At 60.1% G+C, this 22,317-nt stretch carries 21 protein-coding genes; 18 read left to right on the top strand and 3 right to left on the bottom strand.

Translation table 11 applies throughout. The features are described 5' to 3' along the window. Positions 1–1,052 precede the first annotated feature (1,052 nt). On the top strand, positions 1,053–2,183 hold the full coding sequence (locus tag EPN59_RS08110) for a GGDEF domain-containing protein (protein WP_293034278.1): 1,131 nt from the start codon (positions 1,053–1,055) through the stop codon (positions 2,181–2,183). A gap of 20 nt (positions 2,184–2,203) precedes the next feature. On the opposite strand, the gene EPN59_RS08105 is transcribed toward EPN59_RS08110, so the two are convergent. The 3 genes from EPN59_RS08105 to EPN59_RS08095 all read right to left on the bottom strand — a co-directional run bounded on the left by EPN59_RS08105 (position 2,204) and on the right by EPN59_RS08095 (position 4,369). After that, complete coding sequence (locus tag EPN59_RS08105; protein WP_293034279.1) at positions 2,204–3,127, bottom strand: glutaminase; 924 nt, start codon at positions 3,125–3,127, stop codon at positions 2,204–2,206. Between the two features lie 127 nt (positions 3,128–3,254). Next, positions 3,255–3,785 carry a GNAT family N-acetyltransferase gene (locus tag EPN59_RS08100; RefSeq protein WP_293045859.1) on the bottom strand — a complete coding sequence of 177 codons (531 nt, stop codon included), beginning with the start codon at positions 3,783–3,785 and terminating at the stop codon, positions 3,255–3,257. After that, on the bottom strand, positions 3,785–4,369 hold the full coding sequence (locus tag EPN59_RS08095; RefSeq protein ID WP_293042936.1) for an XRE family transcriptional regulator: 585 nt from the start codon (positions 4,367–4,369) through the stop codon (positions 3,785–3,787). Before EPN59_RS08095 ends, EPN59_RS08100 begins: the two co-directional genes overlap by 1 nt. A gap of 240 nt (positions 4,370–4,609) precedes the next feature. On the opposite strand from EPN59_RS08095, the gene EPN59_RS08090 reads away from it, so the two are divergent. From EPN59_RS08090 to EPN59_RS08010, 17 genes are all read left to right on the top strand, one after another. Continuing rightward, positions 4,610–5,041, top strand: coding sequence for an Lrp/AsnC family transcriptional regulator (locus tag EPN59_RS08090; protein WP_293042939.1), 432 nt, complete (start codon positions 4,610–4,612; stop codon positions 5,039–5,041). A 176-nt stretch (positions 5,042–5,217) separates the two neighbouring features. Further along, positions 5,218–6,288, top strand: a complete 1,071-nt coding sequence (locus EPN59_RS08085) for an ornithine cyclodeaminase (protein WP_293042942.1) — start codon at positions 5,218–5,220, stop codon at positions 6,286–6,288. Between the two features lie 47 nt (positions 6,289–6,335). Then, entirely contained in the window at positions 6,336–7,277 is a 942-nt protein-coding gene (gene ctlX / locus EPN59_RS08080) for a citrulline utilization hydrolase CtlX (protein WP_293042945.1), read from the top strand. Positions 7,278–7,513: 236 nt separating this feature from the next. Next, on the top strand, positions 7,514–8,203 hold the full coding sequence (gene hisQ / locus EPN59_RS08075; RefSeq protein ID WP_293042948.1) for a histidine ABC transporter permease HisQ: 690 nt from the start codon (positions 7,514–7,516) through the stop codon (positions 8,201–8,203). A gap of 19 nt (positions 8,204–8,222) precedes the next feature. Continuing rightward, positions 8,223–8,936: an ABC transporter permease gene (locus tag EPN59_RS08070; RefSeq protein ID WP_293042951.1), complete on the top strand. Its 714-nt coding sequence runs from the start codon at positions 8,223–8,225 to the stop codon at positions 8,934–8,936. Between the two features lie 50 nt (positions 8,937–8,986). Next, entirely contained in the window at positions 8,987–9,787 is an 801-nt protein-coding gene (locus EPN59_RS08065; RefSeq protein WP_293042965.1) for an ABC transporter ATP-binding protein, read from the top strand. Between the two features lie 63 nt (positions 9,788–9,850). Then, positions 9,851–10,831, top strand: a complete 981-nt coding sequence (locus EPN59_RS08060) for a GlxA family transcriptional regulator (RefSeq protein ID WP_293042968.1) — start codon at positions 9,851–9,853, stop codon at positions 10,829–10,831. 175 nt (positions 10,832–11,006) lie between these two features. Then, entirely contained in the window at positions 11,007–12,224 is a 1,218-nt protein-coding gene (locus EPN59_RS08055) for an aspartate aminotransferase family protein (protein WP_293042953.1), read from the top strand. 47 nt (positions 12,225–12,271) lie between these two features. Then, positions 12,272–13,243 carry a helix-turn-helix domain-containing protein gene (locus EPN59_RS08050; protein ID WP_293042955.1) on the top strand — a complete coding sequence of 324 codons (972 nt, stop codon included), beginning with the start codon at positions 12,272–12,274 and terminating at the stop codon, positions 13,241–13,243. Between the two features lie 209 nt (positions 13,244–13,452). Beyond that, positions 13,453–14,475, top strand: a complete 1,023-nt coding sequence (locus EPN59_RS08045) for an arginine N-succinyltransferase (protein ID WP_293042957.1) — start codon at positions 13,453–13,455, stop codon at positions 14,473–14,475. 12 nt (positions 14,476–14,487) lie between these two features. Further along, the gene (gene astA / locus EPN59_RS08040) at positions 14,488–15,546 is read left to right on the top strand and encodes an arginine N-succinyltransferase (protein ID WP_293045856.1); all 1,059 of its coding nucleotides are present in this window, start codon (positions 14,488–14,490) and stop codon (positions 15,544–15,546) included. A 154-nt stretch (positions 15,547–15,700) separates the two neighbouring features. Further along, complete coding sequence (locus EPN59_RS08035) at positions 15,701–16,468, top strand: ABC transporter substrate-binding protein (RefSeq protein WP_293042962.1); 768 nt, start codon at positions 15,701–15,703, stop codon at positions 16,466–16,468. A gap of 315 nt (positions 16,469–16,783) precedes the next feature. Next, positions 16,784–18,310 carry a nodulation protein NfeD gene (locus tag EPN59_RS08030; RefSeq protein ID WP_293045853.1) on the top strand — a complete coding sequence of 509 codons (1,527 nt, stop codon included), beginning with the start codon at positions 16,784–16,786 and terminating at the stop codon, positions 18,308–18,310. After that, positions 18,307–19,080, top strand: a complete 774-nt coding sequence (locus tag EPN59_RS08025; protein WP_293038627.1) for a slipin family protein — start codon at positions 18,307–18,309, stop codon at positions 19,078–19,080. Before EPN59_RS08030 ends, EPN59_RS08025 begins: the two co-directional genes overlap by 4 nt. A gap of 130 nt (positions 19,081–19,210) precedes the next feature. Beyond that, complete coding sequence (locus EPN59_RS08020; protein ID WP_293045850.1) at positions 19,211–19,945, top strand: hypothetical protein; 735 nt, start codon at positions 19,211–19,213, stop codon at positions 19,943–19,945. Positions 19,946–20,218: 273 nt separating this feature from the next. Beyond that, positions 20,219–21,115: a fructose bisphosphate aldolase gene (locus tag EPN59_RS08015; RefSeq protein ID WP_293038621.1), complete on the top strand. Its 897-nt coding sequence runs from the start codon at positions 20,219–20,221 to the stop codon at positions 21,113–21,115. A gap of 112 nt (positions 21,116–21,227) precedes the next feature. Then, on the top strand, positions 21,228–21,857 hold the full coding sequence (locus tag EPN59_RS08010) for a lytic transglycosylase domain-containing protein (protein WP_293038630.1): 630 nt from the start codon (positions 21,228–21,230) through the stop codon (positions 21,855–21,857). Positions 21,858–22,317 lie beyond the last annotated feature (460 nt).

Genomic DNA, 22,317 nt, shown 5'->3' with positions numbered 1-22,317 from the left:
TGATCCACGCGCAAATCGCCGCAGGACCCGCAATCTTCGCCGCCTTCCAGGCGCCGAACAGCCAGCCCGAGCCGATAATCGACCCAAGACCGGTAAACATCAGCGCAAACGGGCCGATATGCCTTTGAATTGATTGATTCACATTGTCCCCTTCTCTATGTTTATTGCGTGCGAGCCATGCAGGCGAGGACGGTATGCGTGCGCTATACCGAGGTCGTCTTCGCGGGCCACAGGGCACCGATAACGCGTCCTTGTGGTGTTGGCCAGTTGCTTCCGGGACGCAACGGCAGCCGCAATTTCAACGGAGACGCGATAATGAAGTGGCGTGCCTTGATCGTCTAATGCTGTATCCGCATAGCGATATGCGAACTATGCATAAGAGTGAGCGGATGATAGCGGCGGCTTCTCGCGGACGTAGTGTGTGTATGGCCAGGCTCGCTTCGAAATGACACAAGGCATTCGCGAAGATCGATTTAAGGTCGCGAAGCTCGGCGTCGAGAATTTCGCTGCGTCCGCTGCCTGGAATGTGGCGCTATCACTTCAACAGGGCATCCTGGTTTCTGGAAAATAGTTAACCGAGGCGCGCATTCACGCCAATGCGGCCTGGAGATTTTGTGGGCGCGGATTAGTTTAGTGTTTTTCCCAAGCGGGTTTAGCGAGCAGGATGGGTACAGTTCTATCTGAACCGCTGATTAGCCGGAGGGCGGTACGTATAACACCGGGCGGACTTCTGGCAACGCTGTCGCGCGTAAATTAATGGTAGGGGCGGATCGTGGAAAACTGTTTTACAATTCCGCCCATTGCGCTAACAATAAAGACCGTTATAGGCAGCTAATACAGGCGGCTGAATCGCCACGGGGATCATTGAAGCCGACTGGTTCGGATCGATACCGGTTGCGCGACAGTATTGCAGTGTTGCAGGCGGTTTTCGCTTCGCTTTCACCGGGATGAATAACGCCTCGCGCGTCCCGATTTGCTTCACGTTCGTTGCCCGGTCAGCTCAAATGCTTAGCGTTTTCTCTCTAGTCGGGATCCTGATTGCGTCGTGCCTGATGAGCGTGGCCATTCTGGGTTCGCTGATTCGATCCGCAGTGCCCGGCGTACGCCGCTGGTGCGCGGGCTATGGTCTCCTCGCCACGGCTGCAGTCTGGATAATGCTGGGCGGCAGCGGGCCAAACGCGATCGAAATCCTTGGGGTAACGTTTGCCACGCTGAGCGCGGTGTTGCTCCTCGTGCAGGGTACGCGTGAGTTTTCCGGAACGCGTCCCGTGAGGCGTGATGAGTTGGCGGCGGCCATCGTCATCTTCGCCTTGCTCGTGTACTTCACATGCGTTTCACCGAACACCAATGTGCGCGGCGTGCTGATATCCGTTGCGCTGATTTATGGGCGGATCGCGGTGGGCGCATTGGCGCTGCGTCACGGGGCGCGGGATGCGACGCGCTACGCCGGCCGTCTCGTCGCAGGAGCCGCCTGGCTAGGCGCGCTCGTTTATATCGTGCGAATTGTCGCGATCGTCGCCGGTGTCGCGCCGCGGCTCACATTCCTGGAGCCGTCGCTGTGGAATGTCGTGTTTCTCGGGTTGGCGATCGTCACGCTCCCTTGCATGTCGGTTGGCATGGTGATGCTCGCACACGACCAGATTCTTCAAAAGATGGAAATGCTCGCGACATTCGATGAACTGACCGGCGCGCTGACGCGTCGTGCGTTCATGGTCAAGGCAAATGTGTTGTGTGCGCACGCGCTGAAAAAAGGCCTGCCGTTGTCGATTGCGATTCTCGATATCGACAGGTTCAAGGCCGTCAACGACAGCTTTGGCCACGCGGTCGGAGATCGATTGCTCGCGCACGTCTCATCGGTCGTCTCGGGGCACTTGCGCTCATGCGATCTTTTCGGGCGGCTGGGCGGCGAGGAATTCGCCATTGTGTTCGCGGACGCAGCAATGAGCGACGCGACGGCGCTGACCAATGCGCTCAGACTTGCTGTCGAACGTTCGTCCGCCGACGTTGCGCGCTGCACGTTGAGCGGCGGAGTGGGTAGGGTCGCTGCGGGCGATACGCTGGAGAGCGCGATGGTGCGCGCCGACGCGGCGCTTTATGCTGCGAAGGCGGCAGGGCGTAACCGCGTCGTCACGACATCGGATGATGACGAGAACGTGGTTCGGGACGTCAAAGAGTCGTGCTGAGTGAGCCAGTTCCAGCGGCCTCAAAAGATCGACTGCTCGGTGATCGAGGTCAGGGCCTCAAGGGCTTGAACACCTGCCAGCGAATTTCCCGTCGCATCGAGTCCCGGCGACCACACGCACACGGCAAATTCCCCAGGCAGTACGGCCACGATCCCGCCGCCCACGCCGCTCTTTGCGGGCAATCCCACGCGGTAGACGAAGTCACCCGCCGCATCGTATGTGCCGCAGGTGAGCATCAGCGCCGAAAGCCGCTTCGTTGAACTCGCATCGAGTACGCGTTCGCCGCTCGCGGGCGATACGCCGCCGTTGGCCAGAAAGAGCGCCGCGCGCGCCAGCTCCACGCAGCTCATCGAGATCGCGCATTGCCGGCAATACGCGTCGATCACGGCGTCGGCAGGCATCTCAAGGTTGCCGAAGCTCGCCATGAAATGCGCCATTGCGCGGTTGCGTTCGGCGTGCGCCAGTTCCGATTGCGCGACGCGCAGATCGTAGTCGAGATCCGTGACGCCCGATAGCCGCCGCACGAAATTGACGAGCGCTGTTTCAGCCTGCACGAAGCGGCGGCATAGTACGTCGGTGACCACGAGCGCGCCTGCGTTGATGAACGGATTGCGCGGCTTGCCCGCTTCGAATTCGAGCTGGACGAGCGAGTTGAAGGCAGTGCCCGACGGCTCTCGGCCGACACGCTTCCACAGTGCGTCACCAAGCAACTGGAATGCGAGCGTGCACGCGAACAGCTTCGAAATGCTCTGAATGGAAAAGCGCACGTCGGCGTCGCCGGTGCGGTAAACCTGGCCGTCCACTGTCACGATGGCCATGCCGAAGTGATCGGCGCGAACCGTCGCGAGTTCCGGAATGTAGTCGGCGACGCGGCCGGCCGTGCGCCACGGCGCGATGTCTCGATGAATCCTTTCGAGGATGGCTTGATAGTTCTGGCCGGTCATCGGCGGCTCCCTCTCAATCGGGTTGGAGCGCGATGATACTTCATTCGCGGGCACGCCGATGCCCGCGTTTCTTGATTGAGTGTTTCGCAGCCGGGCACAGAGAAATGGTTGCGCGGCGACCGTGCGTCTAGCCGTCAACCGGATGAGCGGGCGTATCCAGCAGCAATTGATAGAACGCAAGGTCGAGCCAGCGGCCGAACTTGAAGCCGACGTGGGGTAACGTGCCAACGTGCCTGAAGCCAAGCCGCTCGTGCAAGGCGATGCTTCCGGCATTGGTCGAATCGATTCCGCCGATCAACGTATGAAGTCCGTTCTGTCGAGCCGCCTCGATGATTTCCTGCATCACCACGCGCCCCAGTCCGCGGCCACGCCGGTCCTTGCGCACGTAGACGGAATGTTCCACCGTGTATTTATTGGCCGGAAACGGTCGAAACGAACCATAACTGCCGAAGGCCAACAGTTTTCCATCGTGATCCTCGACGCCAATCACCGGAAAACCGCCGGCCCTTTTGGTATCGAACCAGCTGGCCATGGTCTGCAAGGTCCGAACTTTGTACTCGTAGAGCGCGGTGGAATTCAGAATTGCGTCGTTGAATATCTCCAGGATCGCATCGGCATGACGATCGAAGGTGCAGTGCACGATGGAGTGGTTGCTCATCACGCTTTCCTTGAATTGATTGGATGGGTCGTCAGCGCCACCGCATAGCGCGCCGGCTTCCGACTCGAGTTGCGAAAAACGAGGGGTTGATCCAGCACCATGGCAAGGCAATCGCCTGTCTGGAGATGCCAGGTCCGATCCCCCAGGGTGACTTCCATTTCACCCTCCAGTACCCAAATTTGCTGATGCCTCACCACGTTGCTCATCACGTTTTCAAAGGCGACGCTTTTGCCCGATGGGAAGGTGACCTCGACGAGTTCGATGGGCGATGTAAATCCACTCGGCGAGACATGCCGGCGGACGTACCCGGACGCCGGATCTTTCCAGACATGTTGCTGCGACAACCGGGCAAGCGGTTCTGCCGCGGTGCTGCCGGGTTCATCCGAAAACAACGCGGCCAACGTGACATCCAGAGCGTCAGCCAGCTTTGCGAGCACGACGGCCGTTGGACTCGTTTCCTGACGTTCGATCAAGGAAATCATCGAGCGGCTGACACCACTCGACTCCGCCAGTTCGTCCAGCGTGTAGCCGCGAGCTTTGCGCAGATCACGAACACGCTTGGCAATCAGGGTATCGATAGTCATTTTTCTATGATACTGGATTTTAATTCCAATCCAATAATACTTGGCCGTGGTGTGGAATTATGGTCAGCCGGCAGTCATGCCCCAGGCGCCGCGTCGGTACATACGTGGCAAACGCGACGAAATCACCGATAATCCTGGCAAATTGCCATGCGTGGCGAGCATTGTGACCAGTCGGCATGGCGCAAGCCCGTGCCGCACGGCATATTCGCGGCTCGCAGGTTTTAGCCAGGAAACATCGACATGATCAACCTCGACGACGTTGACCGACAGTTGATCGCGCTGCTGCGCGATAACGCCCGCACTTCGGTCGTAACACTGGCGAGGCAATTGCGGGTGGCGCGAGCGACTGTCCAGAACCGGATTGCGCGGCTCGAAGAAAACGGCGTGATCGTCGGCTATACGGTGCGCCTGAAACCTTCCGTGGAGAAACACCGCATTCGCGCACTCATGTCGATTGCTGTAGACGGCAACCGCGCGGCGGATGTCGTGAAGGCGTTGCGCGGCTATCCGAATGTATCGGCCATCCACAGCACCAACGGGCGTTGGGATCTGGTTGCGGAATTGCAGGCCGACTCGCTGGAGAGTTTCGATCGGGTGTTGGCCTCGATTCGCCTGCTCGATGGTATCGGCAATACCGAAACCAGTATTCTGCTTTCAACGCACAAGGCCTGAACGGTCATTTCGCGACCGGAATGTGCAAGATGGCATCGCGAGCTGGCAAAGTGATCGGTTTCATGCGCATTTTGCCAGCTTTGCCATCTTTCTGTTGGCGCGCTTCATCGAAATAATCTCCTCATTGCGCGGCGCACGAGCGCCGCACGCAGCACAGTCAATCCAGGAGACATTTCATGACCCGCTTTCTCGACGTTCCTGCCACCAGCAAACTCATTGCGCAGATCGGCGTGCCGCGCTGCCTGAGCGAGCTTGTCGACGCACTCGAAAACGACTACCGACGATGGGCCGATTTCGATAAATCACCGCGCGTCGCCTGCCATTCCCGCAATGGCGTGATTGAATTGATGCCGGTTGCCGATTCGAAACTGTTCGCGTTCAAATATGTGAACGGTCATCCCGTGAACGCACAGCGCGGCCTGCACACCGTCATGGCGTTCGGCGCGCTTGGCGACGTCGATACCGGCTATCCCGTGCTGCTTGCCGAACTGACACTGACCACGGCGCTGCGCACCGCAGCGACTTCGGTCATGGCCGCAAAGCAGCTGGCGCGTCGTGAAGCGCGAACGATGGCGCTGATCGGCAACGGTGCGCAAAGCGAATTCCAGGCCATCGGCTTTCATACGCTGCTGGGCATTGACGAGATTCGCGTGTTCGATATCGACACGCAGGCGACCGACAAGCTCGTGCGTAATCTCGCGGCCTTTCCTCGCCTGAAGCTGGTGCGCGCCCGCTCGACCGCAGAGGCCGTGCGGGGCGCCGACATCGTGACCACCGTCACGGCAGACAAGGCTTATGCCACGATCATCACGCCGGAAATGATCGAGCCTGGCATGCATCTGAACGCTGTTGGCGGAGACTGCCCCGGCAAGACCGAGCTGCACGAAGCAGTGGTGCGCATGGGGCGCGTGATTGTCGAATACGAACCGCAGAGCCGTATCGAAGGGGAGATCCAGCAATTGCCCGCGGATTTTCCCGTGGTCGAATTCTGGCGCGTACTGCAGGGCGAAGCGCCGGGGCGCGAGAACGCAACGCAGATCACCATTTTCGATTCCGTGGGTTTTGCGCTCGAGGATTATTCGGCGCTGCATTACCTCTATTCACGCGCGATGCAACACGGCGCGGGCGACGATATCTCGCTGATTCCGCCTGCCGCTGACCCGAAGAACCTGTTTGCGCTGATCGCCGAACACGTACCTGCGTCGTGCATGGAAAGCGTGGCTGAAGCGCTTGAGCAGGCGGTCTGACCGCACTGCATCGTCTGGTTTTCATTGCCCCAATTCAGCTACGCCCTATGAGCCTTCTTTCAATTCAGGCGCCGTGCGCTGTCGTCATGATCAGGCCGCACCGCTTCCATCCCAACCCAGAAACCTCGGCCGACAACGCGTTCCAATGCGCGCAGCCCGCGAGCGACGCCATGGCCACAGACGCCATTGCCGAAGCAGCGCGCGACGAAGTGACCGAAGCCGCGCAACGGTTGCACGACGCCGGTGTGCAGGTTCACATCTTCGACGACCTTGGCGAGCGCAGCACGCCAGATTCGGTGTTTCCGAATAACTGGTTCTCGACGCATCCCGGGGGCCATGTCGCGCTCTATCCGATGTATAGCGGCAATCGTCGGCGCGAGCGGCGCACGGACGTGATCGAGATGCTCAAGTCCGAGTATCGCGTGCAGGATGTGATCGACTTTTCCGGCCTCGAATATGACGGCCTCTTTCTCGAAGGCACCGGGGCGATGGTGCTCGACCATGTGGCGCGTGTGGCTTACACGGCGCGTTCGCGCCGTGCCGATCCCGTCGCGCTCGAACGCTTCTGCACGCACTTTAATTTCGAGCCGATGTGCTTCGACACGGCGGGCAGCGACGGCCAGCCCATTTATCACACGAACGTGATGATGAGCGTCGCAACGGATTTTGCGCTGATTGGCCTCGACGTGATCTGCGACGCTGCGCGCCGCGACGAGATTCAACGGCGTCTCGCGCAGACCGGGCGTACCGTCATCGGCCTTGAGAACGCGCAGATCGACAACTTCGCGGGCAACGCCATCGAATTGACGGGGCGGGAAGGGCGCGTGCTGGCGCTTTCACAGCGCGCCCTCGACAGTCTTTCACTGCGCCAGCGTCGGCTGATCGAGCGTTCGGCGCAACTGTTGCCGCTCGATGTGCCGACGATCGAGATGGCAGGCGGATCGGTGCGCTGCATGCTCGCCGGCATTCATCTCTCGAAACGCAATTGAAAGCGAAGTGGCGTAGTGGAGTACCCTGGGTCGCGCCAAAGTTGCACGCAAAGACCTTCAGGTGTCGCAAATCCGAAATGCTGCCAAATCGCGGCTGCATACAATGACCGGGCAGTTGAGACGCAATGAGCACCTGTCCGATCAATCCATTGCGCACTGCGACTATCAGCGCAAACCTTCAAAAAAGTGCCTGAGACAGCCCTCGGGCATCGATAACGAATTTCACGGAGACGCACGTGACTCTCTATGGCTTTGGCCCGTTGCTGTTTGCCGGCACGCTCCAGACGATCGAGCTTTCGCTGCTCTCGCTCGGTATGGCCGTATTGCTCGGCCTCGCGGGCGCAGCGGCGAAACTTTCGTTCAACCGGCCGCTCGCAGCCTGTGCGACGGCCTATACAACACTGATCCGCTCGGTTCCCGATCTCGTGCTGATGCTGCTTTTGTTCTATAGCATCCAGATCGGCCTGAACGATGCGACCGAAGCGCTCAACATGGCGCAGATCGATATCGATCCGTTCGTGGCCGGCGTCATCACACTCGGCTTTATCTACGGCGCGTACTTCACCGAAACCTTCCGTGGCGCGTTTCTCGCGGTGCCGCGCGGCCAGCTCGAAGCGGGCTACGCGTTCGGGATGAGCGGAACACGTGTATTCACACGCATCCTGTTTCCTCAAATGATGCGATTTGCGCTGCCTGGCATCGGCAATAACTGGCAGGTGATCGTGAAGGCGACTGCGCTCGTTTCGATCATCGGTCTTGCCGACGTCGTGAAGGCCGCACAGGACGCGGGCCGCAGCACCTTCAATCTGTTTCTCTTCCTGATGATCGCGGCGCTCGTCTACCTCGCGATTACAACCATTTCCAATTTCGCGCTGCTGTGGCTCGAACGCCGCTACTCCGTGGGCGTGCGCCACGCGCAACTGTGACCTCAGGAAATCCGAACCGATGAACGAAATCCTCCAGCAATTCGGCCGCGCATTCCTCTACTGGGACGGCGGGCACGTCTCCGGGCTCGCAATGACGCTCTGGCTACTCGTGATCTCCGTGGCGATCGGCTTCGTCTGCGCGGTGCCGCTCGCCGTTGCACGCGTGTCGAGCCGGCGCTGGCTTTCCATGCCGGTGCGCTTCTACACCTTTGTGTTTCGCGGCACACCGCTTTACGTGCAGTTGTTGCTCATCTATACGGGTGTGTACAGCCTTGCCTTCGTGCGCTCCGAGCCGCTGCTCGGCGCTTTTTTCCGCAGCGGACTGAACTGCGCCATTCTCGCGTTCGCGCTCAACACGTGCGCCTATACCACCGAGATCTTCGCGGGCGCGATTCGCGCCACCTCGCACGGTGAAGTGGAAGCCGCGCGGGCCTATGGCATGAGTCCTTTCACGATGTACTGGCGCATCGTGCTGCCTTCGGCGCTGCGCCGCGCGTTGCCGCTGTACAGCAACGAAGTCATCCTGATGCTGCACGCCACGACGGTCGCGTTCACGGCCACGGTGCCCGATATCCTGAAGGTCGCGCGTGACGCCAATTCGGCCACGTACCGCTCGTTCGAATCGTTCGGCATTGCGGCGCTCATCTACTGCGCAGTTTCGTTCGTGGTGGTTGCTGCGTTCCGCCGCGCCGAGAAGCGCTGGCTGGGCCACCTTGCTGTACGGACACGCTAAGTGGCGGCAGGCCACGCGATAATTTTTCGGAGACCATCTTGGCTCAGACGATGCAAACTACGCCGGGCACGCACGGTAACCCGGAGAGCAAACTGGTTGCGCGCAACCTCCACAAACGCTTCGGCGATAACGAGGTGCTCAAGGGCGTGTCGCTCAATGCGAAGAAGGGCGATGTGATCAGCCTTATCGGCGCGAGCGGCTCGGGCAAGAGCACGTTTTTACGCTGTATCAATTTTCTCGAGAACCCGAACGCAGGAGAGATCATCGTGGACGGCGATGCCGTGCGGACGAAAGCGGGCCGCAACGGCAACCTCGAGGTGGTCGATCAGAAGCAACTGCAGCGTATTCGCACCAAGCTCGCGATGGTGTTCCAGCATTTCAATCTCTGGTCGCACATGAACGTGATCGAGAACGTGATCGAGGCGCCCATGCATGTGCTGGGCGTACCGCGCAAGGAAGCCGAGGAACGCGCGCGCGCGTATCTGGAGAAGGTGGGTCTCGCGCCACGCGTGGAAAAACAGTATCCCTCACACCTCTCGGGTGGCCAGCAGCAGCGCGTAGCGATTGCGCGCGCGCTTGCGATGCATCCCGACGTGATGCTGTTCGACGAGCCGACTTCCGCGCTCGATCCCGAGCTTGTGGGCGAAGTGCTCAAGGTCATGCAGAAGCTCGCCGAGGAAGGGCGCACGATGATCGTTGTCACGCACGAGATGGGTTTCGCGCGCAACGTCTCGAATCACGTGATGTTCCTGCACCAGGGCCGCACCGAGGAAGAGGGTTCGCCTGCCGACGTGCTCGGCGCGCCCAGGAGCGAGCGGCTGCGCCAGTTCCTTTCGGGCAGCCTCAAGTAAGCGGGGCGCTGTAACGTGTTGCGTGCCATCGAGGTTGCAGTCGTTGTGTTGCCGCCGGTCTCGATGTCCGGCCTGGGTCCCGTCATCGACGCGCTCAACCTCGCCAACGAGATCGACGGCCAGGCGCTCTATCGCTGGCGGATGTACTCGTGGGACGGCCGTCCCGTGCCGCTCACGGGCGGCGCGCAATGCGCAGCCGATTGCGCGTTCAGCGACGCCGTGTCGTGCGACTGGCTCATCGTTGTGAATGAGCGCTACCAGCCGTTCGCCGACTACCGCCTTTTTCTCGCCAGCCTCGCACGCGTGGGGCAGCGCACGCCGCTCGTCACCGGCATTCACCACGGCATCTGGTGGCTCGCGATGGCGGGGCAATTGCAAGGCTATCGCGTGGCGGTCAACTGGGAGGCGTACCAGCAATTCTCGGAGCAGTTCGAGCGCACCGTCGTTACACAACACATCTATGAAATCGACCGTGATCGCGCGACCTGCGCGGGCGGCCAGGCGACGGTCGATTTCATGCTCGCGATAATTCGCCGCGAACATGGCCCGGATCTGGCGGAGCGTATCGCCGATGTGCTGGGTGCGAGCACTTTGCGCGGCGGCGACGAACGCCAGCGCATTCCGTTCGTGACTGCACCCGGAGAGCGTCATCCGCGCCTGAACGATGCGCTCATGTTGATGGATGCGAATATCGAAGATCCGCTTACGACCGACGAAATCGCCGGCCATGTGGGTGTTTCGCGCCGTCAGCTGGAGCGGATTTTCAAACAGTATTTGAATGCCATGCCCGCGAAGTATTACCTGAGACTGCGCCTCGCGAAAGCCCGCTCACAACTGCAGCGCACCAGCAAGTCCGTGATGCAGATCAGCATGGCTTGTGGATTTTCTTCTGCAGCGCACTTTTCGAATGCCTATCGCGAGCGCTTTGGCATGACGCCGCGCGACGAACGCCGCAACTGGATCGAACGCCAGCATGGCGGCGCGCCAGACGTTGTGCTGGCCCCGCGCGCCGCGACACTCATGGAGTCGCCCGAGCGCGGCTGACCACGCGTTTGCCGCGCGCATTCCGCACATATAGAAAAAAACGCGTCGCGGCTGCGCAAGACGGCTTCGGCGCGACTACCTACACTGTGTGTGCCATCGCGATAAAAGGTGTCGCGCCACAGCGGGAAGTTGCAGCCCAAAGTGAAAACCCGAATTGAGTCCAACAGGAATTTTTATGAATGAACAGACCGTGAGCCGTAAAACCTTCGATGAAGTGATGGTGCCGTGCTTCTCGCCCGCTCCATTCGTTCCGGTCAGGGGCGAGGGCTCGCGCGTCTGGGACACCGAGGGCCGCGACTATATCGACTTCGCGTGCGGCATCGCCGTGACGTCGCTCGGTCATGCCCATCCCGAACTGCTGCGCGTGCTGCACGAGCAGGGCGGCAAGCTCTGGCACGTCGGCAACGGCTACACCAACGAACCGGTGCTTCGTCTCGCACGCAAGCTCGAAGCGCTGAGCTTCGCGGAGCGCGCATTCTTCGCGAACTCGGGCGCAGAAGCCAATGAGGCTGCGCTCAAGCTCGCGCGTCGCGTGGCGTTCGAGCGCCATGGCGCTGAAAAGTTCGAGATCGTATCCTTCACACAGTCGTTTCATGGCCGCACGTTCTTCACCGTGAGCGTGGGCGGCCAGCCGAAGTATTCGGAAGGCTTCGGGCCGGTGCCGGCAGGCATCGTGCATCTGCCGTACAACGACATCGAAGCAGCGAAGCGCGCGATCGGTGCGCAGACCTGTGCAGTGATCGTCGAGCCGGTTCAGGGCGAGGGCGGTGTGATTCCTGCTGATCCGGCCTTCCTGCGCGCGCTGCGCGCGGCCTGTGACGCGAACAACGCGCTGCTGATTTTTGACGAGGTGCAAACGGGCGTGGGCCGCACGGGCACTTTCTACGCGTATGAGGACACAGGCGTCACGCCGGACATCCTCACCACCGCGAAGGCGCTCGGCAACGGCTTCCCGATCGGCGCGATGATCACGACCGAGGCCATCGCTGCATACTTCAAGGTGGGCGCGCACGGCACGACGTACGGCGGCAATCCGCTCGCCGCAGCCATCGCGGACAAGGTGGTCGAGCTCATCAGCAACCCGGCGGTTCTCGCCGGTGTGCGTGCTCGCGGCGAGGCGATACGCGCCAGACTCGCGAAGCTCAACGATCGTTTCGACGTATTCAAAGACGTGCGTGGCAAGGGTCTTCTGATTGGAGCCGAACTGAGCGCACGCTTTAAGGGCCGCGCGAAGGACTTCAACGCGGCGGCTGCGAACCGCGGCGTGATGATGTTGATCGCAGGCGCCGACGTACTGCGTTTCGCGCCTTCGCTCATCATTCCCGAAGCGGACATCAGCGAGGGTTTCAGGCGCATCGAACAGGCTTTCGAGGACGTACTCGGCGCGCGCTAAAGCCTGGTGCTCGCGGCTGGACTTGAACTGAATAAATTAGATACTCGATGAATTCAGCACCTTATGCGGCTGCGCCCCAGGAGGGTCGCTTGCGGCCATCCGCGAGCACCTCGCGCTTCAACGTTGTCTTGCTGGGTTGGCGTCAGGCAAAGCCCCTCGATTTTTATCTGATTTCGCATGTGCTCGACATGGGGCGCCTGATCAGCAAGACGGATCAGATCCATCTACACGATGCCGGCGGCGGCAATCCGGCGCCGGGTGTCCGGTGTGATGCGCTGGTTCTATGTGAAATGCCGCCGTCCGATACCGACAGCGCGCTTCACACGTTAAGGCAGTGGATAGAGGTGGCAAGCCGCGTCATGTTGATCGGCGAGGCGGTCAAATGGTTTTCGGGCACCGCATGGGCGCGCGGCTTACGCGTTGCGTTGCATTGGAATGATTCGCCTCCGCTGAGTGCCGGCCTCGAACATGTGATCGTTTCACCGTCGATCATCGAACATTGCGGAAAGTGGACGACCTGTTGTGGCGGAGCCTCCACGCTGGATCTCGGCTTGCAACTCGTGAGGGATATCCTCGGCACGAAGGCTGCGAGCGAACTGCTCGGTGTGCTCACAAAAGATCGTATTCGCGAACCCCATGAGCGCCAGCGCGCGGATACAAGGTTTCACTTCGGCGAGGCCGCGCCGAAGCTATGCGAGGCCATTGCGCTTATGGAAGCCAATATCGAGGAGCCTTTGCAGACAGAGGAAATCGCTCAATTGCTCGATATGTCACGGCGTCAACTCGAGCGGTTGTTCAGGCAGCACCTCGATACCGTCCCGTCGCGGTATTACCTCGATCTGCGCTTGCAGCGCGCGCAGCAGATGCTCAGACAAACCGATCATTCGATCTTGCAGATCGGGCTGATGTGCGGTTTTTCATCGGCGGCGCATTTTTCGACAACCTATCGAACCGTCTTCGGAATTGCGCCGAGGGAAGAGCGTCAGCAGATTTTGAAGTCGCTGGGTATCAACGTTTGATGGATCGCGTGTGAACACGCTGACGGTCGTGCAGTACCTTGGGCAACGCAGGAATTACATGCAAAAACCCTCAGATGTCGCAAATCTGAATTGCGGTCGAATTACGGCTGCATACAATGGCTCAGACAGATGAACGGCATCGAGCCCATGCGAGCAGCCAGCACGCTTTCCGGGCGCTTGCAAACGCAGTACCCAGGATGAAACGACCTATGTGGATTACTCGCCCCGCACGCGACGCGGATGCTGAAAAACTGCTCGCCATTGCAGCGCAGGCCGACCCTTTGGTGCATACCTTTCCCCGTGACAGGGCGAGTATCGAGGATGCCATCGCGCGCACGAATGATGCGTTGTCGTTGCAGATAGATGTTCCCTGTGACGAATATTATTTGATGGTGCTTGAAGACCCGGCCGGCGATCTGCGCGGTGCTGCCGCAATCTGTTCGGCTGCCGGGTCCGGCGGCGCATTTTTCGTCTACCGGAACGACGTGATACATCACGTGTCGCGCGATCTGAAAATAACCAACAGTGTTCACGCGCTGACACTCTGTTCCGATCTGACCCACCACTCGCAGCTCCAGGGCTTTTTCATTGGCGAGGGCTGCGATGAGTCATGGGCTGCATCGTTACTATCGCGCAGCCGCCTCATGTTTGCGGCCCGCGAACGGCAGCGCTTTGGCGAGGACTTCGTTGTTTCGCTTGCTGGTTGTATGGATCAGGACTACCAGTCTCCGTTCTGGAATGCTATCGGCCGCAAATTCTTCGATATGGATCTGATCAGCGCCGAGCGCATGATTCGTGGTGCGCGCAATGGCACGCTCATCGTCGAAGTCATGCCGCACTATCCGGTATACGTTCCGCTCCTTCCCAACGATGTACGGGCATTGATGGGGCAGATGCACAGTGAATCCAATCTGCCATTCGAAATTCTTGAGAAGGAAGGGTTCAGATCGGATCGTTACATCGATATTTTCGACGGTGGACCGATTCTCGTCGCGAATGCATCGCAGATTCGCACCATCGCCGAGGCGCGCACGTACTCGATTGACGCATCGGAAGTCGCCGAGACGGCGGAGAGATATCTGGTCGCGAACGTTGGGGCACCAGAGGCATTTCGTTGCGTGGTTTCGCGTGCGACGCCGTGGATCGGCGACGGCTACGTGGCATTGCCGAAGGAAACACTGGACGCGTTGTGTCTGTCGAGCAACGACTCTGTCATTGTTGCTCCAATGTGAAGTTCAAACATCATGATCGTATTCCGTTCAATCAGAAATTCGGATCTTGACGCGCTGTTTTCGCTCGCGCGCAGTGTCGGTATTGGCATGACGACCCTCAAAGCCGACCGGTCGGCGCTGGAGGACCGGATCGCGGTTGCCCAGGCATCCTTTTCGGGCGCCATCGATTCGAAACTTGCGGATTACGTGTTCGTCCTCGAGGACACCGCGTCGAATCAGGTTGTCGGTGTCAGTGCCGTCAAGGCTTCGGTGGGTCTGGACGAGCCGTTCTATAGCTACCGGGTCTGCCGCCTCGTTCACTCCAGCCCCAAACTCGATATCTATTCGCAGAAGGAAACACTGATTCTGACGAACGACCTTACGGGGGCCGCCGAACTCTGTACGCTGTATCTGAATCCCGAGTTTCGGGGTGGCACCAACGGAAAGCTGCTCTCAAAAGGGCGGCTGATGTTTGCGTCGAATTTCATTCATCTTCTGCCCGAGCTTATTTTTGCGGAGATGCGCGGGTATCAACGGAGCGACGGAACCTCTCCCTTCTGGGACAGCCTCGGCAAGCATTTCTTCAAAATGGATTTCGGCAAGGCCGACGATATGTCGAGCGTGGGGACCAAATCGTTCATTGCGGAATTGATGCCGCGCTTTCCGATTTACACCGATTTCCTCACCGAAGACGCGCGTGAATACATCGGCGCTGTGCATTCGGCGACGGCACCGGCCAAGCGCCTGCTCGAACAGGAGGGGCTGAATTTCGAAGGGCTCGTCGATATTTTTGATGCAGGCCCTGTCCTCCAGGGGCACGTCAGCCAACTGCGCATTACCCAGGATAGCGAGTTGGCCATCGCGCGACAGGGCAGTGAACAGCATTCCGATGAAGCAACCTCAGGCCGGCGCCCGATGATGGTCAGCAACACGCTGTGCAAGGATTTCCGCGTCATCGTGAGCTATGCAGAGCCGCAGTTCGGCTCCATTGCTTTAGGGCGAGAAGAACTCGCCGCGCTGGGAATTGAGCCCGGCGACCCCGTTCGAGTGGTTGCAATGAATGGCCAGGAAATCCGGAGCAAATCGGCCTGACCGAATTGAATATTTTTTCTGTCACCCATGATGTTATTGGAAATCGGGTGTTTTTAATCAATCTTTTTTAAAAAATAGAACGATGCTTTATGTCGATGCGACGAACGTTGCCGCGCATGAATAGCATTGGTCGAGATATACGAGGAGTCGAACAGTGAAAAAAATTCTTTCGAAGTTGATCGTTTGCGCGCTCGCCGCTTCAGCGGGAAGCGTCTATGCCAATGACTGGACGACGATCCGGTTTGGCGTAGACCCGAGCTATGCGCCATTCGAATCGAAATCGTCTGCAGGGAAGGTCGTGGGTTTCGACGTCGATCTCGGCAACGAAATCTGTCGACGTCTGAATGCGAAATGCGTGTGGGTCGAGCAGGACTTCGATGGCGTGATTCCTGCGCTGAAGGCGAAGAAGTTCGACGGCATTCTCTCTTCGATGTCTGTCACGCCGCAGCGTTCAGCCGAGGTCGCGTTCTCGGCGAAGCTGTTTGACACGCCGACCCGTCTCGTTGTCCCGAAGGGCTCAACGCTGCAACCGACCATCGAGTCGCTGAAGGGCAAGACGGTCGGGGTCGAGCAGGGTTCGGTTCAGGAAGCGTACGTCCGGGCGAACTGGGCGTCGAAGGGGGTACAGATCGTGTCGTATCAGAATCAGGACCAGGTTTATGGCGACTTGATTTCCGGCCGTCTGGACTCGGCGCTGCAGGACGAAGTACAAGCCGACCTCGGGTTCCTGAAAACGCCCCGTGGCACGGGTTTCCAGTTCACAGGCGCGGAGATCCCGACGGGGGCGGCAGCGATCGGCCTGCGCAAGGACGATACCGACCTGAAGCAAAAGATTGACGGAGCGATCGTCGCGATGCTCAAGGACGGCACGTACCAGAAGCTCGCAAGGAAATACTTCGACTTCGATATCTACGGCAAATAATTTAGCATGTCGGTCGTATCACGATGAGCCCCTTCGGGGGCTCATTCGTTTTTAGTAGCTTTATTAAGTTTACATAAGGCAAATTAACATTATTTTTGTCGTAGCGGCTAAGTTGAAAAAATCCGCTTCCGGCTACCTGGAAATGTCCGCTTGCGAGCAGGCATAAGCTGTCCGGCCGCCGTGTTCCCGGCGCTGGAGGCTCCGATGGCTGCTTTTGAGCGCCAGCGAACGGGATCGCATCGCGCCTCGCCCGGAAACCGCCTAATCTTTAGTTATCGGGCCATTGCCTTTACTGCACGCCGTCCGGAAGTTCCGATGCCCATTCATCGTACTTCACAGGCGGCGCTCGATGCGCCGCCGTCCCACCCGCGCCATCCAGTGTCGGCACGGGTCGTCCGCGCAGCGCTGTTCGCGGCGCTGCTCGTCGTCTGCGCCGTTGCGGCGGCGCCCACCGCGCCGCCTGCCGTCGTCGTGATGACCGTCAACGGTGCGATCGGCCCGGCGAGCGCCGATTTCATCGTGCGCACGCTCGACCGTGCTGCGAAAGAGCACGCGCCGCTCGCAATCCTTCAGCTCGACACGCCTGGCGGGCTCGACACGTCGATGCGCCAGATCATCAAGGCCATCCTCGCTTCGCCGGTGCCGGTCGCCACGTTTGTCGCGCCCAGTGGCGCGCGGGCCGCGAGCGCCGGAACCTATATCGAGTACGCGAGCCATTTTGCTGCGATGGCGCCGGGGACCAACCTCGGTGCGGCGTCGCCGGTGCAGTTCGGCATCGGCGGCGCGGGCCGCCCGGGCGGCCCTGCAGGTGCTCCCGCAATTGCCCCCACGGGTGCGCCAACCAGTGCAGCATCGGGCGCGCAGCCCGGTGCCGCGCCAGGCGACACGGAATCGACCGAAACCCGCAAAGTCATGCACGATGCCGCCGCGTATATCCGCGGACTCGCGCAACTGCGCGGGCGCAACGCCGCATGGGCCGAGCGCGCGGTCCGCGAAGCCGTGAGCTTGTCGGACAGCGAGGCGCTTGCGCAGCATGTCATCGATCTGATCGCGCAGAACCCAGCCGATCTCGCGCGTCAGCTCGACGGCCGCACTGTCACGACGTCAGCCGGCACGGTGCACGTTGCAACCGCACATGTGCCGCTCGAATACGTCGAGCCGGACTGGCGCAACCGGTTCCTGTCGATCATTGCCGACCCGAACGTCGCCCTTATCCTGCTGTCGCTCGGCGTGTACGGCCTTTTCTTCGAATTCGCAAACCCCGGATTCGTGCTGCCCGGCGTCGTCGGTGCGATCTGCCTGCTGGTCGGCCTGTTCGCGATGCAACTGCTGCCCGTCAATTTCGCGGGCCTTGCCCTCGTGCTGATGGGGCTGGCGTGCCTTGTCGCCGAAGCGTTCCTGCCCACCTTCGGCGTGCTCGGCTTTGGCGGCATCGTCGCATTTGCGATCGGCTCGTTGATGCTGATCGACACCAATGCGCCCGGCTACGGCATCCCGCTGCCGCTCATTGCGGGCCTCGCGTTCGGCGGCGCAGCGTTCGTCGCGGCGGTGTCGAGTGTTGCGTTGCGCGCCCGGCGTCGGCCCGTCGTGACGGGTGCAGAGGCGATTATCGGCAGTGTCGGCGAAGTGCTCGACGATGGCCTGCGGACCGATCATCCGGCCGGTTCCGCGGGCGTTGCATCGGCGGCCACGGGCTGGGCACGCGTCCGTGGCGAGCGCTGGCGGGTCGCCTGCGATGCACCACTCGCCGCAGGCAGCCGGGTTCGCGTGACTGGCCGCAGCGGCCTGATGCTGACCGTCGTGCCGCTCGCCAAAGCGGTGCGCCAGGGAGAACAATCATGATCGGCTACACGTTCGGCTTTTCCAGCATTCTTTTTTTACTGGTGTTGTTGCTCGCCGCCTCGTCGATACGCATCTTCCGCGAATACGAACGCGGCGTCGTATTCATGCTCGGACGCTTCTGGAAGGTCAAGGGACCGGGGCTCGTGCTCATCATCCCGATGGTCCAGCAGGCGGTCCGCATCGATCTGCGCACGGTCGTGTTCGATGTGCCGTCACAGGACGTGATTACGCGCGACAACGTGTCGGTGAAAGTCAACGCCGTTGTGTACTTTCGCGTGGTCGATCCGGAAAAGGCCGTGATTCAGGTTGCGCGCTACATGGACGCGACGAGCCAGCTCGCGCAGACGACGCTGCGTGCGGTGCTCGGCAAACATGAACTCGACGCCCTCCTCGCCGAACGCGAGCAACTGAACGCCGATATCCAGAAGACGCTCGACTCGCAGACGGACGCATGGGGAATCAAGGTGTCGACCGTCGAAATCAAGCACGTCGATCTGAACGAGACGATGATTCGCGCCATCGCGCGCCAGGCCGAAGCCGAACGCGAACGCCGTGCAAAGGTGATCCACGCGGAAGGTGAATTGCAGGCATCCGAAAAGCTGCTGCAGGCTGCGCAGCGGCTCGCACAGCAGCCGCAGGCCATGCAGTTGCGCTACTTGCAGACACTCACCACGATTGCCGCCGACAAGAACTCGACGATCGTCTTTCCGTTGCCGATCGACTTGCTGACCACCCTGCTCGACCGCCTCGGCATGCGTGGCGAGCACTGAGTTTCAACGCGTCATCACCCGCCAATCGGCAGGCAAATCCCGCGACACAAGCATGGTGGATGCACCTGCTTGATACGCCAGATATCGTGGCTTATCTTGGTAGCTTGTCTCGCGAAACCGGCCTGATGATATGAAGAAACTGGCAAAATTCGCTTCGCTTGTATCGAGACTACTTCTGGCTGCCGTTCTTTGCGCAGCCGTTTCAGCGGCCTACGGGCAGCATCACCGGCGCGGCGCGCATCGCGCCGCCGCTGTGCACAGGACAGTGCAAAACGACGGCTATTCGCGTGAAGAAATCGACGGCAAATTGAGCGATCTCGACGCGAGCGTCGGAGCACGGTTCGATGCGGCGAGCCAGGCAATGGGCGCCAGGCTCGATGCGCTGGAGAAAAAGCAGGCTGCGCAGTGGTGGATAACGGCCGTGGCCGCCGCCGTTTTCTCCGCGATTTTCACGCTGCTTTTTAAAACCATCAGTGACCGCCGCGAGGCCCGAAAGGCGGCGCTCGAAACGTCCATGGACTTCGTCAGCCAATTCAGCGACGACGATTGGGAGATGGCCGTCGGCGATGCCATGGATGATCTGACTAGCCCGGAGCGTTTGAAGAATCCCGAATCGTTCAAGCGGATTGTCCACGTCGGCAACTGGTTCGAAGAACTTGCGCGCGCCTGGCGAGGCAATCAACTCGACACGGAGTATTTGAAGCGCAACGATCTGCATAACCACGCGAAGGCGTTCTGGAGCAAGCTCGAAGAGGCGCGCCGCGCGTGCGAAGCGGACACGACCAATCCTCGCTCTGTCGATATCGCCAGGCTGCAGAAAGATTTCTGGAAAAATCTGCAATGGCTTGCGACCCATGTTACCTAGCAGGCTGTCGCCATAAAACCGGCATAAAAACATATCCGCATAAAAGCGTGGCGCTGCTGCAGCCCTGGTGAAGAGCAATCCTGACTGCTTCATATCGGCAAATGAGCGGCTACGGAGCGGCTACCGAGCGGCCACTGCGCCGCGCACGTTGTTGTGTCCGCCCGCACACAACAAAGCGTGAATTCCCCGTGCGGCAAGTACACTTCGTGAAGACGGCCCGCGACGGGTTCGAAGGCTCGCGCCTTAATGGCGCCCTATTTCGGAGAAAGAGTCATGGCGAACGACACGATGCTGACGCAGATGCGCGACAAACCCGGTTTTATCGCGGCACTCGACCAGAGCGGCGGCTCGACGCCGGGTGCGCTGCGCCAGTACGGCATCCCCGATAGCGCATACAACGGCGACGACGAAATGTTCCGTCTCATCCATGCAATGCGCGTGCGGATTATCACGGCACCCGCGTTTACGGGTGAAAAGGTGATCGGCGCGATCCTGTTCGAGGCCACCATGGACGGACTGGCTCAGGGCAAGCCGGTACCCGCGTTTCTGTGGGAGGACCGCGGCGTCGTGCCGTTCCTGAAGGTCGATAAAGGACTGGAAGCCGAAGTGGACGGCGTGCGCATCATGAAGCCGATTCCCGCGGTCGATGCCCTGCTGGGCCGCGCGGTGAAAGCAGGTATTTTCGGCACCAAGATGCGTTCGGTAATCGAGCGGGCTTCTCCATCGGGCATTGCAGCCGTCGTCGCCCAACAGTTCGAACTGGCGGCCCAGATCGGCTCACACGGCCTCGTGCCGATCCTCGAACCCGAGGTGTCCATCAAGATCGCCGACAAGGCGGAAGCCGAGTCGCTCTTGCGCACCGAATTGCTCAAGGGACTCGATGCGTTGCCCAGCACGCGCAACGTCATGATCAAGCTGACCATTCCCGATACACCGGATTTCTACTTGCCGCTGATCGATCACCCACGCGTCGTGCGCGTGGTGGCGCTCTCGGGCGGCTATACGCGCAGCGATGCGTGCCGGCGCCTCGCCGCCAACCACCAGATGATCGCGAGCTTTTCGCGGGCACTGATCAACGACCTCACGAAGTCCATGAGCGAGCCCGAATTCGATGCTGCGCTCGCGCAGAGCATCGACGAGATCTGGAAGGCATCGGTCGACAAAGTCTGATGTTGGTGCGTCTGTTTTCCATGGTCGCAGGAGGATGCGTGCACAATTATCTTGCCTTCGGGGCATAAGGTTATACTTGCCGCTTTCTCCTTCTTCTCGACACGCACTGGCCATGAGGCGACTGATTTGCCTGTTTGTCCTGCTGCCGGGCCTCCTTCAACAAGCGTGGGCCCAGCAGCCACCTGCCGCCGACACTATTTCGACGTACCTCACGCAACGGTTCGGCGTGGCGAAGGCCAAGGCCGTCCAGATATCGGCAGCGGTCACTTCGGCCGCGGAAAAATATTCTCTGCCGCCCGCCGTCCTCCTCGCGATCATTTCGATCGAATCGCGCTTTCGCGAGCGCGCACGCGGCGCCAACGGTGCGACTGGCCTCATGCAGATCGTGCCGTCGGCGCACCGTAATCTGCTGCACAACGTAAAAAACCTCACTAGTCCGGACGTCAATATCGACGTTGGTTCATCGATTCTTTACGGCTACCGGCGCGCTGCGGGCGGCGACCTGAGCACCGCGATGAAGAACTATGGCGGCTCATCCACCTACGTTGAGAAGATCGAGTCGCGCGCTGCCGAATTCGCATCCCTTTTCAAGAGCGCACAAGCCGGCCCGAATGTTGAGCGCGCATCCACCGTGGTCGCGGCGGCGGATGCCAATGCCGACGCATCCGCCATTACGGCATCGGCCGTACCGGCCACGCCTGAAGTTACAGCCATCCCTACCGCCGGGCACGGCGCAAACTGAGTTCTTCACGTGAACCGGTGAATTGCCGCCTGGCGCGTCGCAGCATTAGAACCGTTTGCGCAAATCGAGTCGTGGTTTTATCTGGCAATCGATAAGGATTGCGTAGCGGCATCATCGATTCCGTGATGTGCGAACTTGCTGCACTCCGCGTTCTGATTGTTCTCAGTCTCACGAATTTTCATAAAGACCGATCACTAAAAACGGTAGATAACCGGGCGATGCGCCTTGTTGTCGCGTGAGACGCACAGCGTCGACAATTGGCGATTGTGTTGCGCAATTGCATCGGGGGGATGCGGATTGAATGCGTCGGCTTGCGAATGCCTTACTGCGCGAGTGTGTTTGCTACTGCCGGATCCAACACAAAACATCTGCGCAATCGAAAGAACCCCGGATATTCAATCGAATATCCGGGGACACGCAAAAGACAGGGTACGACCGCAAAGAACGCCAAGGCCCGGCA

Origin of the sequence: Paraburkholderia sp., from assembly GCF_004298475.1 — a bacterium.
Lineage (GTDB): Bacteria > Pseudomonadota > Gammaproteobacteria > Burkholderiales > Burkholderiaceae > Paraburkholderia > Paraburkholderia denitrificans.
The sequence above is the reverse complement of the archived record's forward strand: the minus strand, read 5'-3'. Positions and strand labels throughout refer to the sequence as shown.

Bases quoted from the DNA above. Each gene is read 5' to 3' on its own strand.
- EPN59_RS08045 (WP_293042957.1), top strand. From the start codon at position 13,453: ATGTGGATTACTCGCCCCGCACGCGACGCGGATGCTGAAAAACTGCTC.
- EPN59_RS08085 (WP_293042942.1), top strand. From the start codon at position 5,218: ATGACCCGCTTTCTCGACGTTCCTGCCACCAGCAAACTCATTGCGCAG.
- EPN59_RS08090 (WP_293042939.1), top strand. From the start codon at position 4,610: ATGATCAACCTCGACGACGTTGACCGACAGTTGATCGCGCTGCTGCGC.
- EPN59_RS08015 (WP_293038621.1), top strand. From the start codon at position 20,219: ATGGCGAACGACACGATGCTGACGCAGATGCGCGACAAACCCGGTTTT.
- EPN59_RS08100 (WP_293045859.1), bottom strand. From the start codon at position 3,785: ATGAGCAACCACTCCATCGTGCACTGCACCTTCGATCGTCATGCCGAT.
- EPN59_RS08030 (WP_293045853.1), top strand. From the start codon at position 16,784: ATGCCCATTCATCGTACTTCACAGGCGGCGCTCGATGCGCCGCCGTCC.
- EPN59_RS08110 (WP_293034278.1), top strand. From the start codon at position 1,053: ATGAGCGTGGCCATTCTGGGTTCGCTGATTCGATCCGCAGTGCCCGGC.
- astA (WP_293045856.1), top strand. From the start codon at position 14,488: ATGATCGTATTCCGTTCAATCAGAAATTCGGATCTTGACGCGCTGTTT.
- EPN59_RS08025 (WP_293038627.1), top strand. From the start codon at position 18,307: ATGATCGGCTACACGTTCGGCTTTTCCAGCATTCTTTTTTTACTGGTG.
- EPN59_RS08060 (WP_293042968.1), top strand. From the start codon at position 9,851: ATGTCCGGCCTGGGTCCCGTCATCGACGCGCTCAACCTCGCCAACGAG.
- EPN59_RS08020 (WP_293045850.1), top strand. From the start codon at position 19,211: ATGAAGAAACTGGCAAAATTCGCTTCGCTTGTATCGAGACTACTTCTG.
- ctlX (WP_293042945.1), top strand. From the start codon at position 6,336: ATGAGCCTTCTTTCAATTCAGGCGCCGTGCGCTGTCGTCATGATCAGG.
- EPN59_RS08070 (WP_293042951.1), top strand. From the start codon at position 8,223: ATGAACGAAATCCTCCAGCAATTCGGCCGCGCATTCCTCTACTGGGAC.
- EPN59_RS08105 (WP_293034279.1), bottom strand. From the start codon at position 3,127: ATGACCGGCCAGAACTATCAAGCCATCCTCGAAAGGATTCATCGAGAC.
- EPN59_RS08010 (WP_293038630.1), top strand. From the start codon at position 21,228: ATGAGGCGACTGATTTGCCTGTTTGTCCTGCTGCCGGGCCTCCTTCAA.
- EPN59_RS08095 (WP_293042936.1), bottom strand. From the start codon at position 4,369: ATGACTATCGATACCCTGATTGCCAAGCGTGTTCGTGATCTGCGCAAA.
- EPN59_RS08055 (WP_293042953.1), top strand. From the start codon at position 11,007: ATGAATGAACAGACCGTGAGCCGTAAAACCTTCGATGAAGTGATGGTG.
- EPN59_RS08050 (WP_293042955.1), top strand. From the start codon at position 12,272: ATGAATTCAGCACCTTATGCGGCTGCGCCCCAGGAGGGTCGCTTGCGG.
- EPN59_RS08065 (WP_293042965.1), top strand. From the start codon at position 8,987: ATGCAAACTACGCCGGGCACGCACGGTAACCCGGAGAGCAAACTGGTT.